Source organism: Exiguobacterium sp. USCH10 (assembly GCF_037619445.1).
Classification (GTDB): domain Bacteria; phylum Bacillota; class Bacilli; order Exiguobacteriales; family Exiguobacteriaceae; genus Exiguobacterium; species Exiguobacterium aestuarii_A.
In genome coordinates this window covers 162,720-177,933 of record NZ_JAQPZO010000001.1, presented here as the reverse complement: position 1 = coordinate 177,933, position 15,214 = coordinate 162,720, and the positions used below count along the sequence as shown (strand labels likewise).

The following is a 15,214-nucleotide window of genomic DNA, read 5'->3' as shown; positions in this document are numbered from 1 at the left end:
AGTCCTGTGTAAACAGGGCTTTTTTTGAATAGGAGGAAGAACGTGACGATTCAACAGATTAAACAACAACTAGCGGACATCCGATATGAAGAATGGGTACAAATCTACCCAACCTTGTCACAAGACCCCCGAGCAGGTGTGCAAACGTTGCTTCGGCAAAAAGAGCGCCAATTCGAGCGAGAACAAGCATTACAGGACGATTTTGAGCGTCGAATGTCATATGAACGTGAATGGAAGTCACAAGGATTCACTCGAATTGTCGGAGTCGATGAGGTCGGGCGTGGACCGCTCGCAGGACCGGTCGTGGCGGCTGCCGTTTTACTACCGGAAGGGTTTTATATCGCGGGGTTGGACGATTCGAAGAAAATGTCGAAAACGGCGAGAGACACGGCATACGAACACATCATGGAAGTCGCGGAAGTCGGTGTCGGAATCGTCGATCCTGCGGTAATCGATGAGGTCAACATCTATGAGGCGACGAAACTTGCGATGATGGAGGCGATTCGTCAAGTCGGGGAGGTCGATGCTTTATTGATTGACGCCATGAAACTGGACCTCGACATTCCTCAGCAGTCCTTGATTAAAGGGGACACGCTCAGCGTCTCAATCGCTGCGGCGAGTGTTGTCGCCAAGGTCGTCCGGGACCGGATGATGGAAGAATACGACCGGACGTATCCCGGTTACGGGTTTGCCAATAACGCCGGGTATGGGACAGAGGCTCATTTAGAAGGATTGAGACGTTACGGGGTGACACCGATCCATCGTCGTACATTCGCCCCGATCAAGCATATGTGAAAGGAGTGATGGCGTTGCGCATCGATCATCAAGGAGTTTTACCATTCAAAGTGACCGAACAGACGTCGCGACCGCTTTTGCTCGGGAATACAATTGTCGGGAAGGTGCTACAACTTCTGCCCGGCAATGAGGCAGTCATGCAGTTGCCGCAAGGAATCTTTCGGGTAGGTATCAATGCGAACGTGAAAGAGAACGTGACGTATAAGATGGTCGTCACGGACGTCGAGCCGAAGCTCGTCTTGAAAGTCGTCCCACAAGCGTCAGAAGCGCTCGTGGCTTCAAAATCACCTCTCCAGACATTAGGGGAACAACTTGCCCGTTTCATTCGCGAACCGATTCCGACACCAGAATCGGTCAAGACAGCCGGGAAAACGATGCTAGAGAGCGGAGCGGGGTCTGATGTAAAGGCGCTCGTCAGCGAGCTGTTCAAAGCGAAAGGCGAGCCGAAGTTCGAGCAGTTCGTGCGAGCCCAGGAAGCGTTCAATGCGACCCAGAGCCCCCCGTTCGTCGCTCAAGCATTTCACATACCGCATTTAGGTCCGTTTGAACACGTTCAACTTCGTTTAGAAGCACCAAAACGAGAGGCGATTGATTCTGATCATGCCCGAATCGTCCTGTTTCTTGAAACGCCACGATTCGGCGAAACGGGAATCGATGTGTTGATTCAAAAAAGGTATGTATCCGTTCGGGTATTTAATGAGCAACATGATTTGAGTCCATACGTCCGTACATACGAACCGCTTCTAAAAGAAGGGTTGAAACGCGTCGATTTCGATTTGTCTTCTTTTTCATACGAAGCAAAGCGGGAGCGTGTGCCAGAAACATTTGCGCCTCTCGGAAAGGTGGATCTCCAAATATGAACGATCCAAAGAAAGCAATCGCTCTGTCATATGAACAATCAATGGATGCCCCGCACGTCGTGGCGAAAGGGACGGGGATTGTCGCTGAGCGGATGCTTGAGATTGCTCAAGCGAACGGAATTCCTGTTCATGAGGACCCGGCACTCCTCTCCTTACTCTCAGCATTAAACATCGAAGAGCAGATTCCGGAGGACGTTTATCAAGTCATTGCCGAACTTTTTGTCTTTCTTTATCAGATGGAACAAGATAAAATTTGATTTGTCTAGGGTTATATGTGAAAAAAAGATGAAAACTTAAAGCAAGAACGATAGACAGCGCTTTCAGTTTTTCGTTACAATAGACGTGCCGATATTAAAGGGGACTAAGGGGGAAAACATATGAATATCCATGAGTATCAGGCGAAAGAATTGCTAAGAGAGTTTGGGGTAGCCGTTCCGACGGGTTATCCAGCCTTTACTGTTGAAGAAGCTGTAGCAGCTGCTGCCAAGCTTGACGGTGAGTTGAAAGTTGTAAAAGCTCAAATCCACGCAGGTGGCCGCGGTAAAGCAGGTGGCGTCAAACTTGCGAAGACAGATGAAGAAGTGAAGCAATACGCGACAGAGATTCTCGGAAAAACGCTCGTGACACACCAAACAGGTCCGGAAGGAAAAGTTGTCCAGCGTCTCTATATCGAAGAAGGTTCTGCGATTGACCAAGAATTTTACTTAGGACTCGTGCTTGACCGTTCGATCGGCCGAATTGTCATCATGGGTTCATCAGAAGGTGGTATGGACATCGAGGAAGTCGCTGAACATACACCTGAAAAGATTCATAAAGAGATCGTCGATCCGGTTGTGGGCTTGCGTCCATTCCAAGCACGTCGTCTCGCATTCAAAATGGAAGTCCCGACGAAACTTGTGAACAAGTTCAGTGACATGGTCATGAAGTTGTACAAAGTATATGTCGAGACAGATTGCACAATCGCGGAAATCAACCCGCTCGTCACGACGAAAGACGGAAACGTCATCGCGCTCGATGCGAAGTTGAACTTCGATAGCAACGCACTTTATCGTCACTCAGATATCCTTTCGCTTCGTGATACGACGGAAGAAGATCCACGTGAAGTCGAGGCATCAAAACATGACCTCAGCTATATCGCACTTGATGGAAACATCGGTTGCCTTGTCAACGGTGCAGGCCTTGCGATGGCAACGATGGATATCATCAAACATTACGGCGCTGAACCCGCTAACTTCCTCGATGTAGGTGGCGGTGCGACGAAAGAAAAAGTTACAGAAGCGTTCAAATTGATTTTGTCTGATGACCAAGTCAAAGGAATCTTCGTTAACATTTTCGGTGGAATCATGAAGTGTGACATCATCGCAGAGGGGATTGTCGCAGCTACGAAAGAAATCGGACTCGACTTGCCACTCGTCGTTCGCTTAGAAGGAACGAACGTTGATGCCGGGAAGCGCATTCTCGATGAATCTGGACTTGCGATCACGACAGCTAGCTCGATGGCTGACGGTGCGGAAAAAATCGCAGCACTTGTTCGATAAGGGGGAAACGACATGAGTATTTGGGCGAATAAAGATACGAAAGTCATCATTCAAGGGATTACAGGGAAACAAGGTTTGTTCCACGGTGAACAGATGCTTGCTTATAACACGAAATTAGTCGGTGGGGTCACGCCAGGTAAAGGTGGTACGACCGTTCTCGATAACGTTCCGGTCTTCAACACAGTCTCTGAGGCGGTCGAAGCGACTGGTGCAAACGCATCAATCATCTACGTACCACCAGCTTTCGCAGCTGACTCGATCATGGAAGCGGCGGACAGTGGCATCGAACTCATCATCTGTATCACTGAAGGCATTCCTGTAGTGGACATGATCCAAGTGAAACGTTATCTCGAAGACAAGCCGGCTCGCTTGATCGGACCGAACTGTCCTGGAATCATCACGCCAGGAGAAGCAAAACTTGGAATCATGCCTGGCTATATTCATACGAAAGGGCATGTCGGAATCGTGTCACGTTCTGGAACGCTCACGTATGAGGCGGTTCATCAGTTGACGACGGCAGGGATCGGTCAATCGACAGCTGTCGGAATCGGGGGAGACCCAGTCAACGGAACAAACTTCATCGATACGCTCAAAGCGTTCAACGAAGATGAGGACACGAAAGCTGTCATCATGATCGGGGAAATCGGTGGAACAGCTGAAGAAGAGGCGGCTGAATGGGTGAAAGCGAACATGACGAAACCAGTCATCGGCTTCATCGGCGGACAGACGGCTCCTGAAGGCAAACGTATGGGACATGCCGGCGCCATCATCTCAGGTGGTAAAGGGACGGCTGCTGAAAAGATTAAGACGTTGAACGCGAATGGAATTGAAGTAGCTGAAACACCAGCTGTCATCGGTGAAACGTTGATTCGTGTCTTGAAAAATGAAGGTCTATACGAAGCGTGTGTCACGGGTCAACCGACGACATAAGAATCATGAGGGATGCTTGCATCCCTCATTTTTTTAAAGGAGAGATTGTGATGAATCAAACAATAGCTCGGTTTGCCGCTGCACGAATTCCGGTTGAGTTTGTGCATCATTATTTGAACGGGACGCTAGAAGCACATCGCACTCATTTTTCTTCACATGTCTGGAAGCGAGCTCATTCTGCGCTCCGCTCGTCCGAATCGTATTCCCGCTTTGTCACTTGGGAAGATGAAACGTTCCCGAAACGATTGCTCGAGATTCCTAACCCGCCGTACTGTTTGTTTTACGATGGAGATTTAGAGGTACTACAAGAAAGAACGACCGCGATGGTCGGAAGTCGTGAATTGAATCGAATTAGTCAATCGTTAGTGCAACACTATCACTCTTTAATAGAAGAAACTGTTTCCGTTTCAGGTGGAGCGCTTGGCATTGATGGTCTTGTCCACGCACACGCGTTAAATAAACATCGTCCGACCGTGGCGGTGCTCGGAGCTGGACTGAACAACCTCTATCCAGCAGCGAATCGACAGTTGCTCTTACGGATTCCGAAGCAAGGGATTCTCTTAAGTGAGTATGCCCCGAACACACCTGTTCAAAAATTTCAATTTTTGGAAAGAAATCGATTGGTGAGCGGTCTCGGTGACACGCTCGTTGTCTTACAGGCGAGACGAAAGAGCGGAACGATGAATACGGTCGGACACGCGCTAGAGCAGGGAAAGACGGTGTTCGCCGTACCCGGTTCACCGCTTGATCCATTAGCGGAAGGACCGAATCGATTGATTGAAGAAGGCGCGATTCCATTGACGAATTCCGATCAAATTATTCGAGATCTCAGGATTGTACGTTGACAAACCGGTGAGAACATGAATATTATGGTAGGGATTTAAATGACCTCTAAAAGGGGAGCAGATGTATGGCAAAATATTTGGTGATCGTTGAGTCACCTGCGAAAGCAAAAACAATTAAACGTTATTTAGGTCCGAATTATATGGTCAAAGCTTCGATGGGACACGTTATCGATTTACCGAAGAGTCAACTCGGTGTAGACGTCGAACACGACTTTGAACCGAAGTATATTACCATCCGTGGTAAAGGACCCGTATTGAAAGAATTGAAGACAGCGGCGAAAAAAGCCACAAAAATCTTTCTCGCAGCCGACCCCGACAGAGAAGGGGAAGCGATTGCCTGGCATTTGGCTCGCGCACTCGGCGTAGATGAAACGACTGAATGTCGCGTCGTCTTTAACGAGATCACAAAAGATGCAATCAAAGAATCATTTAAACATCCACGTAAAATCAATCACGACCTCGTCGATGCGCAACAAGCGCGACGGATTTTAGACCGTCTCGTCGGATACGGGATGAGTCCATTATTATGGAAGAAAGTCAAAAAAGGACTATCTGCCGGACGAGTTCAGTCGGTTGCCGTGAAGATGATCATCGACCGTGAACGCGAGATCAACGCGTTCGACCCAGAAGAATATTGGACGATCAAGCTCGACTTAAATCATGACGGGGAAACGTTCGAGACTTCATTTTACGGAAAAGATGGGAAAAAGATGGAATTGAAGTCGGAAGAAGACGCTCAAGCCGTCCTGGATGCCATCAACGACGAATTCAAAGTCATCGATGTGACGAAGAAAGAACGTAAACGCAACGCTTCGTTGCCGTTCACGACAAGTTCGTTGCAACAAGATGCGGCACGTAAATTGAATTTCCGTGCGAAAAAGACGATGATGCTCGCCCAACAATTATATGAAGGAATCGACCTCGGTAAGAAAGAGGGAACGGTCGGTTTGATTACGTATATGCGTACAGACTCGACACGAATCTCGGACTTGGCGAAGGGAGAGGCGAAAGAATACATCGAATCGACATTCGGTGAAGAATACGTCGCCTCACAGAAGCAAAAGGAAAAGAAAGCGGCCAACGCACAAGATGCGCACGAAGCGATTCGACCGACTTCGGCACTCCGCGACCCTGCTTCTTTAAAACCTTATTTGTCTCGTGACCAGTTACGCCTTTATAAATTGATTTGGGAACGTTTGATTGCGAGCCAAATGGCACCAGCTGTACTCGATACCGTCAAGATCGATGTAGAGTCGAACGGGATGATTTTCCGTGCGAATGGTTCGACCGTCAAATTCCCAGGTTTCATGAAAGTGTATATCGAATCGAAAGATGATGATATCGAGGACACGAACCAAGAGAAAGAAGGCTTACTACCACCTCTTGAAGTCGAAGATACGGTCAGCTTTGAAGCGATTGAGCCGAAGCAACACTTCACGCAACCACCGCCGCGTTACACGGAAGCACGACTCGTCCGCGCGATGGAAGAGCTCGGTATCGGTCGCCCGTCAACGTATGCGCCGACACTCGACACGATTCAGCGTCGTGGTTATGTCGTCTTAGAAGAGAAGAAGTTCCTTCCGACAGAGCTCGGGGAACTCGTCATTGAAATGATTGATGAATATTTCAATGACTTCATCACCGTCCAGTTCACGGCCGATATGGAAACGCTCCTTGACTCGATTGAGCATAAAGAAGTGGAGTGGACAGAAGTCGTCGCCCCAATCTATCGTTCATTTGAGAAACGCTTGAAGCGTGCCGAAGAAGAAATCGAAAAGATTGAAGTGAAAGATGAGCCTGCGGGAATCGATTGTGAAGTTTGTGGTTCACCGATGGTCATCAAGATGGGTCGATACGGTAAGTTTATGGCTTGCTCGAATTTCCCGAACTGTACGAACACGAAACCAGTTCAAGTTGAGATTGGTGTCCCTTGCCCAGACTGTAAGGACGGACAAATCGTGGAACGTCGTAGTAAAAAAGGTCGCCTCTTCTATGGCTGCTCGAACTATCCAGAATGTGAGTTCGTCTCATGGGATAAACCGGTTGCGAAACCGTGCCCAGTATGCGACAGTTTGATGGTCGAGAAGAAAATTAAAGACGGCGTGAAATATCAATGTACGAAATGTACCCATACCGAGGTACATCAGCAAGAGGAGGATTAATGTTGCAACAACGTGTAACTGTAATCGGAGCCGGTTTGGCCGGTTCCGAAGCGGCTTGGCAACTCGCCAAGCGCGGCATTCAAGTAGATTTGTATGAAATGAGACCGGTCCGTCAAACACCGGCGCACCACACGGATCAATTCGCGGAGCTCGTTTGTTCGAACTCGCTTCGGGCGAACGGCCTTCAAAACGCGGTCGGCGTCTTGAAAGAAGAGATGCGTACACTTGACTCACTCATCTTGAAAGCGGCAGACACGGCAAGCGTCCCAGCTGGTGGCGCCCTTGCTGTTGACCGTCATGAGTTTGCTGGATTCATCACTGAGAAGTTGAAGAACCATGAAAACGTCACGGTGCATACCGAGGAATTAAAAGAAATTCCTGAAGGGATCGTCATCGTCGCGACAGGGCCATTGACGTCTCCGGATTTATCGGCATCGCTCAAAGCGTTCACAGGGGAAGATTATCTTTACTTCTACGATGCAGCCGCTCCAATCCTAGATGGCGATACGATCGATCGCGATAAAGTGTATTTGAAGTCGCGCTATGATAAAGGTGAAGCCGCTTACTTGAACTGTCCGATGACAGAAGAAGAGTTTGACGTCTTTTACGAGGAATTGATCAAGGCGGAAGTCGTTCCATTAAAAGAGTTCGAAAAAGAGATTTACTTCGAAGGTTGTATGCCGTTTGAAGTCATGGCCCAGCGTGGGAAGAAGACACTTCTCTTCGGACCGATGAAGCCGGTCGGTCTAGAAGATCCGAAGACGGGCAAACGTCCGTATGCGGTCGTTCAACTTCGTCAGGACAACTCGGCAGGAACGCTTTATAACTTGGTCGGCTTCCAGACGCATTTGAAGTGGGGCGAACAGAAGCGTATCATCCGCCTCATCCCTGGACTTGAAAATGCAGATATCGTTCGATACGGTGTCATGCATCGTAACACGTTCATCAATTCGCCGAGCTTGTTGAAACCGACGTATCAGGCGCGCACGCGTGACACATTATTCTTTGCTGGTCAGATGACGGGTGTAGAAGGATACGTGGAGTCAGCAGCGTCAGGATTGTTGGCGGGAATCAATGCAGCGAAGATGATCGCAGGAGAAGAGCTCGTCGTCTTACCACGTGAAACGATGCTCGGTTCGATGGCGCACTACATCACGACGGCAGACGGGAAGCACTTCCAGCCGATGAATGCGAACTTTGGATTGGTCCCATCTTTAGAGGACGCTCCGAAGAAAATGAAAAAACAAGAACGGTACGAGCGTTACGCCAACCGTGCTTTAGAAACGATTCAACAATTTAAGGACCTTTGAACAGGAGAGCCAGTTTTTGGCTCTTTTGTTTTGAAATAAAGTTTCAATTGTGTATTTTGTTTCATACTTTGAAAATTTTCAGATTATTGAACGACTATCTATTGTCACCATACATTCTGTATGCTATGCTAATTTCGATTTGACGAGAACATGCGTTTTTACGTGTCATCGAGGAGGCGATAAAATGGGATTCTTAGAGGATCGACAATCATTTTTACGCTACTGCCAAATTGAACGTCGACTGTCTCCTCATACGAAACGCTCCTACGAGCAAACGCTCGACCAGTACGCCGCATATTGCCAATCGACGCATCAAGATCCCTATGATGCACAGACGGCGCGGCGTTATTTATATGTCCTTTATGAGAAACAATTGGCCGCGTCTACAGTGTCCCAGAAAGTATCTTGCCTCAAACAGTTCGGGAAATATATGGCGAGAGAGCATGGGGGAGAGCCCTTGTTCCACGACCTGACTTCACCGAAAAAGCGACAGACCTTGCCGACGTTCGCCGTCCCGTCCGAAGTCGAACGGTTGTTAGAGGCGGCTTCTATGCAAGACGACCCTTATTTACAGGCGAGAGACGTCGCCATCGTTGAGGTGTTGTACGGAACGGGCATTCGCGTCGCAGAGCTTTGTGGGATGAACCTGTCTTCCTTTGACGATGTCTTATCTTTCGTCCATGTGATGGGGAAAGGAAAGAAAGAACGGTACGTTCCAATCGGTCAATATGCCGTACAAGCATTGAAGCGCTATGTAGAAACACGGAAAGACGTCGGACTCCCGACGGAAAGCGCATTATTTTTGAGTCAAAAAGGGAATCGGATGACAACAGACCAAATTCGGTATGTCATGAAGCGTTTGAGAAAAGACAGTGGGGTACATAAGCCGTTGACCCCGCACTCGTTGCGACATAGCTTTGCAACGGACCTATTGGAGCGGGGAGCGGATTTGCGCGCTGTCCAAGAGTTGCTCGGTCACGAGTCCTTGTCGACGACCGGACGCTATACCCACGTATCGACTGAACGATTACGTTCGATTTATCAAGCGACACATCCAAGAAAGTAGGAGGTTACGATATGTTTCATGCAACAACGATTTTTGCAGTTCGACACAATGGCCAATGCGCGATGAGTGGAGATGGCCAAGTCACATTCGGGAATGCCGTCATCATGAAAAACAAAGCGAAGAAAGTCAGACGCTTATACGGCGGGAAAGTCGTTGCCGGTTTTGCAGGCAGTGTAGCCGATGCTTTCACATTGTTTGAAAAGTTTGAATCGAAACTTGAAATGTATAACGGTAACTTACCGCGTGCCGCGGTCGAGCTTGCCAAAGAGTGGCGCGGGGATAAAATCTTGCGGCAACTCGAGGCGCTATTGATTGTGATGGATGCTGACCATTTACTGCTCGTCTCTGGGAATGGAGAAGTGATTGAGCCGGATGACGGGATCCTTGCAATCGGTTCGGGTGGTAATTATGCACTCGCAGCAGGGCGTGCACTCGTCCGCCATTCCGCTGAGAAGTCAGCGGAAGAAATCGCACGAGCCGCTCTCGAGATTGCCGGTGAGCTTTGCGTGTATACGAATGATCAAGTCATTGTAGAAACGATCGGAGGCGATGCTGAATGAATCGAGAGTTGACACCAAGACAAATCGTATCGGAACTGGACAAGTTCGTAATCGGTCAGAAGGACGCCAAACGAGCTGTATCGATTGCATTGCGTAATCGTTATCGTCGTCAGAAATTAAGTGCAGACCTTCGTGATGAAGTCACACCGAAAAACATTTTGATGATCGGACCGACTGGGGTCGGGAAAACCGAAATCGCACGTCGTTTAGCGAAGTTGGTCGGGGCGCCGTTCGTCAAAGTGGAAGCGACGAAATTTACGGAAGTCGGTTACGTCGGTCGTGACGTCGAGTCGATGGTACGAGATCTCGTCGAAGCATCCGTTCGTCTCGTGAAAGAAGAGAAGAAAGAAGACGTGAAGGAGCCGGCAGAGCGAGCAGCGACAGAACGATTGCTAGATGCCTTACAAGGGAAAGCGAAAGCGACACCAAGTGCATCAAACCCGTTCGAGGCGTTGTTCGGTGGGCAGACACAACAGCCTGAATCGACAACGGATACGTCAAAGAATGACCGGGCACAGCTTCGCCGTCTTCTCGAGCTCGGAGAACTAGAAGACCGAGTCATCGAAGTTGAACTAGAAGAAAAGCAAACGATGGATTTGTTCCAAGGGCAAGGAATGGAAGGGTTATCGAACCTTCAAGATATGCTCGGACAAATCGTTCCGAAGAAACGGAAGCAACGGAAGTTGACCGTCCGTGAAGCGAGACCGCTTCTCATTGCGGAAGAAGCTGAAAATCTTCTGGATTTGAACGAAGTACATGATGAAGCGGTGCAACGTAGTGAACAGATGGGCATCATCTTCGTTGATGAAATCGATAAGATTGCAACGAAGTCGCAAGACCATGCTGGTGTCTCTCGTGAAGGCGTGCAGCGCGATATCCTTCCGATTGTCGAAGGGTCAACGGTCGTCACGAAGTACGGACCGGTCAAAACCGATCATGTTCTCTTTATTGCAGCTGGAGCGTTCCATATGGCCAAACCGTCTGATTTGATTCCTGAGTTGCAAGGTCGCTTCCCGATTCGTGTCGAATTGAACAGCTTGACGGAAGAGGACTTCGTCAAAATCTTGACAGAACCATCTCAGGCGTTAATCAAACAATATACCGCATTATTGGAATCGGAAGAAATCACGGTTCGATTCACGCATGAAGCGATTGAAGAAATCGCAAAAATTGCGACACATGTCAATCGTGAGACCGATGACATCGGCGCGCGTCGCCTTTATACTATTATGGAACGCGTGTTAGAAGATCTTTCATTTGAGGCGGCAGATATGCCGCAAACAAGCGTGGAAATCACTCCCGCTTATGTACAAGCTAAAGTTGGGTCGATCGCGGATGACCGAGACCTCAGCCAATATATTTTATAAGATTCTGTATGCACATACAGGGAGGAAATAGACATTATGAATTTACTAGACAAAACTCGCCAATTAAACACGATGCTTCAACAAGAAGCGAGTGCGCACGTTGATTTTAAAGAAATGGCGGATAAAATGCGTGAAGTGCTTGAATCCAATACGTTTATCGTGAGCCGTCGTGGTCGCCTACTTGGCTTTGCGATCAAACAACAGATTGAGAATGACCGCATGAAGGCATTTCTCGTTGACCGACAGTTCCCAGAACCATATGCATCAAACTTGTTCAATGTGAAAGAAACGACAGCGAACATCGATATTGACAGCGAGTATACAGCGTTCCCTGTAGAGAACCACGATTTGTTCCTCAACTCAAAGACGACGATTGTCCCAATCATCGGTGGTGGTGAGCGTCTTGGGACGCTCGTGTTAGGTCGATTGGCTAACGAGTTCACAGAAGATGACCTCGTCCTCGCAGAATATAGTGCGACGGTCGTTGGCATGGAGATCCTTCGTGAGAAGGCGGCAGAAGCAGAAACGTCAGCCCGTAAAAAAGCTGTCGTTCAAATGGCAATCAATTCATTGTCGTATTCAGAGCTTGAAGCGATTGAACACATTTTCGAAGAGCTCGGCGGAAACGAAGGGTTGTTAGTTGCTTCCAAAATTGCCGACCGTGTGGGAATCACACGTTCTGTTATCGTGAACGCACTTCGGAAACTAGAAAGTGCAGGTGTCATTGAATCACGTTCATTAGGAATGAAGGGAACGTATATCAAGATATTAAATGATAACTTCTTGTTTGAATTGCAAAAACTGAAATCAAACTGAAACACAACTTTAGATGTGTATTTTCCATTGAAAACACTATAAAAAGGGACTTTGTTCCTAAAAAACCGCTTTCTTCATTGAAGAAGCGGTTTTTTTTAGTGCAAAAGTAATCATTTTCAGAATTTGTCGTTAATTCGACAAAAAGATGCGAAGCCATTTACCTATGTTTTAAAAAATATCTTTCAGAACTGTTACAGATTTGTTTCAATGAAATAGTAGAATTTCCAAATCAGGTATATATCAGTAATGAGTATATGAAAGCGAGTGAACGCCGTGAATTGGATTGGTAGTGACTATCAATTACTCAAGCAAGCCGTCAATCATGCAGTCCTCAATCAAAAAGTGATTAGTCATAATCTTTCGAATATCGATACGCCAAACTTTAAAGCGAAGCAAGCCGTATTTGAACAGACGCTCCAAAGTGAAATGCGACTGAAGCTCCAAGGTGGGCGCCCGAGTGATTCGATGCAATCTACTGTCGTCGATCGGGCAGGTGGGGCGATGCGAAGTGACGGCAACAACGTCGACTTAGATTATGAGATGAGTGAATTGGCACGTAATCAACTCCAGTATGAGGCGATGATGGAGCAATTAAATCGTAGGCTAGGTGGATTGAAAACTGTTATTCGAGGAGGTCGTTAATCGATGGGAATGTTTGATAGTTTTCATATTTCAGCTACTGCCTTAACGTCTCAACGTTTAAGAATGGATACCGTATCGGCGAACATCGCCAACGCCCAGACGACTCGAGGGAAACTTGTCGATGGGGAGTGGCAACCGTATACGAGAAAGATGACGGTGTTACAGGAAGCACCTTTCCGTAAACAGTTAAACGCCGTCAATGGTGGGGTCCAGGTAGCTCAAATCATTGAAGACGATGCGCCGTATAAGCTTGCCTACAATCCGAGTCATCCTGATGCAGACGAGCGGGGGTATGTTCAAATGCCGAACGTTGATCTACTCAAAGAAATGGTCGACCTTATGGGTGCGACCCGCTCTTACGAAGCAAATATTGCCGCGATGAACGCATCAAAAGCGATGCTCGTCAAAGCGATGGAGATTGGAAAAGGATAAGGAGTGACGAAAGATGCAAATTAATCCGATTCAATTGATGAGCCCAGAGATCACGCCATCAATGAACAAAACGAACCCATCTCAATTTGGGTCATATTTGAATGAAGCGATGAATGCGTTGAACGAGACACAACAAGCAACGAGTCAAGCCCGTCAAGATTTAGCTGTCGGGAAAGCTGACCTTCATCAAGTTATGATCCAAAGTGAAGAGTCGTCGATTGCGATGCAACTTGCCATCGAGGTGAGGAACAAGGCTGTTGAAGCCTATCAAGAAATGATGCGAATGCAAGTTTAATTGTAGAGGATGACAAGTTGCGATGAATGAACAATTAAAAGAACGATTCAAATCAATGACCGATGGGCTGAAATCGATGCCAAAGAAGCGAAAACTCGTTTGGGGTATTTCCATCGCGGTCATTTTAATCGCGGCACTCTTACTCACTTTCTTCCTTGCACGACCAAATATGGCACCTTTGTACACGAACTTATCCGCACAAGAAGCGGGGGAAGTGACAGAGAAACTGACAGCGGACGGTGTGAAGTCGGAAATTAAAGCGACTTCGAACGGGGTCAGTGTATATGTGCCAAATGAAATGGTCGACCAATTGAAAGTGAGCCTTGCCGCGGCCGGGATTCCAAAATCCGGGTCGATTGACTATAGTTTCTTCAGTGAAAATGCTGGTTTCGGAACAACAGACCGAGAAATGGCGGTCATTGAACGAAGTGCGATGCAGACGGAACTCGAGCGGCTCATTACTCAAATCGAAGGAATCAACCAAGCGAAAGTCATCATCTCGCTTCCTGAGAAGTCAGTCTTTTTAGCGGAAGACCAAGGTGAGCCGACAGCCTCGATCGTGTTAAATATCGGAGCAGGAACGAATCTAGAACCAAACACGGTCAAAGGTCTTTACCATTTGATCAGTAAAAGTGTCCCGAACTTAAAACCTGAGAACATCTCAATCATGGACCAATACTTTACGTATTATGACCTTGATCAAACCGTTGTGGCTGGTGGCTCTTCCACTGATCCGTTGGCACTGAAACGTCAAGTTGAAAAAGACGTCCGTCAACAAATTCAGCAGATGTTATCTGTTCTTCTTGGTGAACGAAGCGTTCTTGTCTCTGTCACAGCAGATATTGATACGACTCAGACGGCCGAAGAACAAAACCTTGTTACGCCAGTCAATGAAGAAAACATGGAAGGTATCGTGACGTCGGCTGAACGAATTGCAGAGGCGTATACGGGCGGTACGGGAACGGCGACAGAAGCGACTGGGACCGGTGAGAATGACACGATCAACTTCCCTGCTGCTACAGGTGACAGCACAGAAGAAAGTGAAAAAAATCATGAAATCATCAACTATGAAGTGAATCGCATTACGAAACAGATTCAAAATGCACCGTACACCATCCGCGACCTTGGGGTGCAATTAATTGTAGAACCACCAGACGGTGCGACGAGTATTGACCCACAGCTTGAAGGTGACCTGGAGACGATGATGTATTCCATCATTCGAACATCACTAGCGAAAACGGATGAAGCCATCACAGATGCGGAGCTTGAACAAAAAGTAGTCGTTGTTTCGAGACCGTTCGCTGAGGCAGAAGAGGTGGCAACGACAGAACAGCCTACACCATGGTGGATGTACGCTTCAGCAGCCGGAGCAGTCGTCTTGCTTGCTTTAATCTTCTTCGCAATGCGTAGACGCAAACAAGAAGTGGTGGAAGAGACGAACGAGTGGGAAGTTCCATACGAAGATGAAGTACCTGACCTAGACCTCGAGGAACGAGGCGAAGGGGCTGTGAAGAAGAAACAGTTAGAAAAATTAGCTGAAAGTAATCCAGAAGAGTTTGCTAAACTACTTCGTACTTGGATGTCTGAGGAGTGAGT

Annotated in this window: 16 protein-coding genes; all 16 read left to right on the top strand. The window is 47.7% G+C overall.

Translation table 11 applies throughout. The annotated features are described in order from the left end of the window. Positions 1-42 precede the first annotated feature (42 nt). The 16 genes from PQI28_RS00935 (at position 43) to fliF (ending at position 15,212) form a co-directional block, all read left to right on the top strand. On the top strand, positions 43-795 hold the full coding sequence (locus tag PQI28_RS00935; protein ID WP_339962342.1) for a ribonuclease HII: 753 nt from the start codon (positions 43-45) through the stop codon (positions 793-795). Between the two features lie 14 nt (positions 796-809). Next, positions 810-1,655: a hypothetical protein gene (locus PQI28_RS00930; RefSeq protein WP_339962341.1), complete on the top strand. Its 846-nt coding sequence runs from the start codon at positions 810-812 to the stop codon at positions 1,653-1,655. Next, on the top strand, positions 1,652-1,912 hold the full coding sequence (locus PQI28_RS00925) for an EscU/YscU/HrcU family type III secretion system export apparatus switch protein (RefSeq protein WP_074034763.1): 261 nt from the start codon (positions 1,652-1,654) through the stop codon (positions 1,910-1,912). Before PQI28_RS00930 ends, PQI28_RS00925 begins: the two co-directional genes overlap by 4 nt. A 120-nt stretch (positions 1,913-2,032) precedes the next feature. Continuing rightward, positions 2,033-3,193, top strand: coding sequence for an ADP-forming succinate--CoA ligase subunit beta (sucC, locus tag PQI28_RS00920; RefSeq protein ID WP_074034761.1), 1,161 nt, complete (start codon positions 2,033-2,035; stop codon positions 3,191-3,193). A 12-nt stretch (positions 3,194-3,205) separates the two neighbouring features. Further along, the gene (gene sucD / locus PQI28_RS00915; protein ID WP_026826262.1) at positions 3,206-4,123 is read left to right on the top strand and encodes a succinate--CoA ligase subunit alpha; all 918 of its coding nucleotides are present in this window, start codon (positions 3,206-3,208) and stop codon (positions 4,121-4,123) included. Positions 4,124-4,173: 50 nt separating this feature from the next. Beyond that, a complete protein-coding gene (dprA, locus tag PQI28_RS00910) occupies positions 4,174-4,968 on the top strand; it encodes a DNA-processing protein DprA (RefSeq protein ID WP_214760364.1) in 795 nt (264 codons plus the stop codon). A 65-nt stretch (positions 4,969-5,033) separates the two neighbouring features. Continuing rightward, on the top strand, positions 5,034-7,130 hold the full coding sequence (topA, locus tag PQI28_RS00905; protein ID WP_214745468.1) for a type I DNA topoisomerase: 2,097 nt from the start codon (positions 5,034-5,036) through the stop codon (positions 7,128-7,130). Further along, positions 7,130-8,440, top strand: coding sequence for an FADH(2)-oxidizing methylenetetrahydrofolate--tRNA-(uracil(54)-C(5))-methyltransferase TrmFO (gene trmFO / locus PQI28_RS00900; protein WP_339962340.1), 1,311 nt, complete (start codon positions 7,130-7,132; stop codon positions 8,438-8,440). Before topA ends, trmFO begins: the two co-directional genes overlap by 1 nt. 184 nt (positions 8,441-8,624) lie before the next feature. After that, a complete protein-coding gene (locus PQI28_RS00895; protein ID WP_339962339.1) occupies positions 8,625-9,506 on the top strand; it encodes a tyrosine-type recombinase/integrase in 882 nt (293 codons plus the stop codon). 11 nt (positions 9,507-9,517) lie between these two features. Next, positions 9,518-10,066, top strand: coding sequence for an ATP-dependent protease subunit HslV (hslV, locus tag PQI28_RS00890; protein ID WP_074034743.1), 549 nt, complete (start codon positions 9,518-9,520; stop codon positions 10,064-10,066). Continuing rightward, positions 10,063-11,433 (top strand): ATP-dependent protease ATPase subunit HslU, encoded by a 1,371-nt coding sequence (hslU, locus tag PQI28_RS00885; RefSeq protein WP_214745463.1) that lies wholly within the window; start codon positions 10,063-10,065, stop codon positions 11,431-11,433. Before hslV ends, hslU begins: the two co-directional genes overlap by 4 nt. A gap of 36 nt (positions 11,434-11,469) precedes the next feature. Beyond that, positions 11,470-12,249: a GTP-sensing pleiotropic transcriptional regulator CodY gene (gene codY, locus PQI28_RS00880; RefSeq protein ID WP_214691812.1), complete on the top strand. Its 780-nt coding sequence runs from the start codon at positions 11,470-11,472 to the stop codon at positions 12,247-12,249. Positions 12,250-12,522: 273 nt separating this feature from the next. Then, entirely contained in the window at positions 12,523-12,891 is a 369-nt protein-coding gene (flgB, locus tag PQI28_RS00875) for a flagellar basal body rod protein FlgB (protein WP_214745459.1), read from the top strand. Positions 12,892-12,894: 3 nt separating this feature from the next. After that, a complete protein-coding gene (gene flgC, locus PQI28_RS00870) occupies positions 12,895-13,323 on the top strand; it encodes a flagellar basal body rod protein FlgC (protein ID WP_074034731.1) in 429 nt (142 codons plus the stop codon). A gap of 13 nt (positions 13,324-13,336) precedes the next feature. Next, complete coding sequence (gene fliE / locus PQI28_RS00865; protein WP_214760359.1) at positions 13,337-13,618, top strand: flagellar hook-basal body complex protein FliE; 282 nt, start codon at positions 13,337-13,339, stop codon at positions 13,616-13,618. Positions 13,619-13,640: 22 nt separating this feature from the next. Continuing rightward, the gene (fliF, locus tag PQI28_RS00860) at positions 13,641-15,212 is read left to right on the top strand and encodes a flagellar basal-body MS-ring/collar protein FliF (protein WP_224860669.1); all 1,572 of its coding nucleotides are present in this window, start codon (positions 13,641-13,643) and stop codon (positions 15,210-15,212) included. Positions 15,213-15,214: the final 2 nt, after the last annotated feature.

Coding starts and splice junctions, on each gene's coding strand:
- PQI28_RS00925 (WP_074034763.1), top strand. CDS start 1,652: ATGAACGATCCAAAGAAAGCAATCGCTCTGTCATATGAACAATCAATG.
- sucC (WP_074034761.1), top strand. CDS start 2,033: ATGAATATCCATGAGTATCAGGCGAAAGAATTGCTAAGAGAGTTTGGG.
- sucD (WP_026826262.1), top strand. CDS start 3,206: ATGAGTATTTGGGCGAATAAAGATACGAAAGTCATCATTCAAGGGATT.
- dprA (WP_214760364.1), top strand. CDS start 4,174: ATGAATCAAACAATAGCTCGGTTTGCCGCTGCACGAATTCCGGTTGAG.
- topA (WP_214745468.1), top strand. CDS start 5,034: ATGGCAAAATATTTGGTGATCGTTGAGTCACCTGCGAAAGCAAAAACA.
- trmFO (WP_339962340.1), top strand. CDS start 7,130: ATGTTGCAACAACGTGTAACTGTAATCGGAGCCGGTTTGGCCGGTTCC.
- PQI28_RS00895 (WP_339962339.1), top strand. CDS start 8,625: ATGGGATTCTTAGAGGATCGACAATCATTTTTACGCTACTGCCAAATT.
- hslV (WP_074034743.1), top strand. CDS start 9,518: ATGTTTCATGCAACAACGATTTTTGCAGTTCGACACAATGGCCAATGC.
- hslU (WP_214745463.1), top strand. CDS start 10,063: ATGAATCGAGAGTTGACACCAAGACAAATCGTATCGGAACTGGACAAG.
- codY (WP_214691812.1), top strand. CDS start 11,470: ATGAATTTACTAGACAAAACTCGCCAATTAAACACGATGCTTCAACAA.
- flgC (WP_074034731.1), top strand. CDS start 12,895: ATGGGAATGTTTGATAGTTTTCATATTTCAGCTACTGCCTTAACGTCT.
- fliE (WP_214760359.1), top strand. CDS start 13,337: ATGCAAATTAATCCGATTCAATTGATGAGCCCAGAGATCACGCCATCA.
- fliF (WP_224860669.1), top strand. CDS start 13,641: ATGAATGAACAATTAAAAGAACGATTCAAATCAATGACCGATGGGCTG.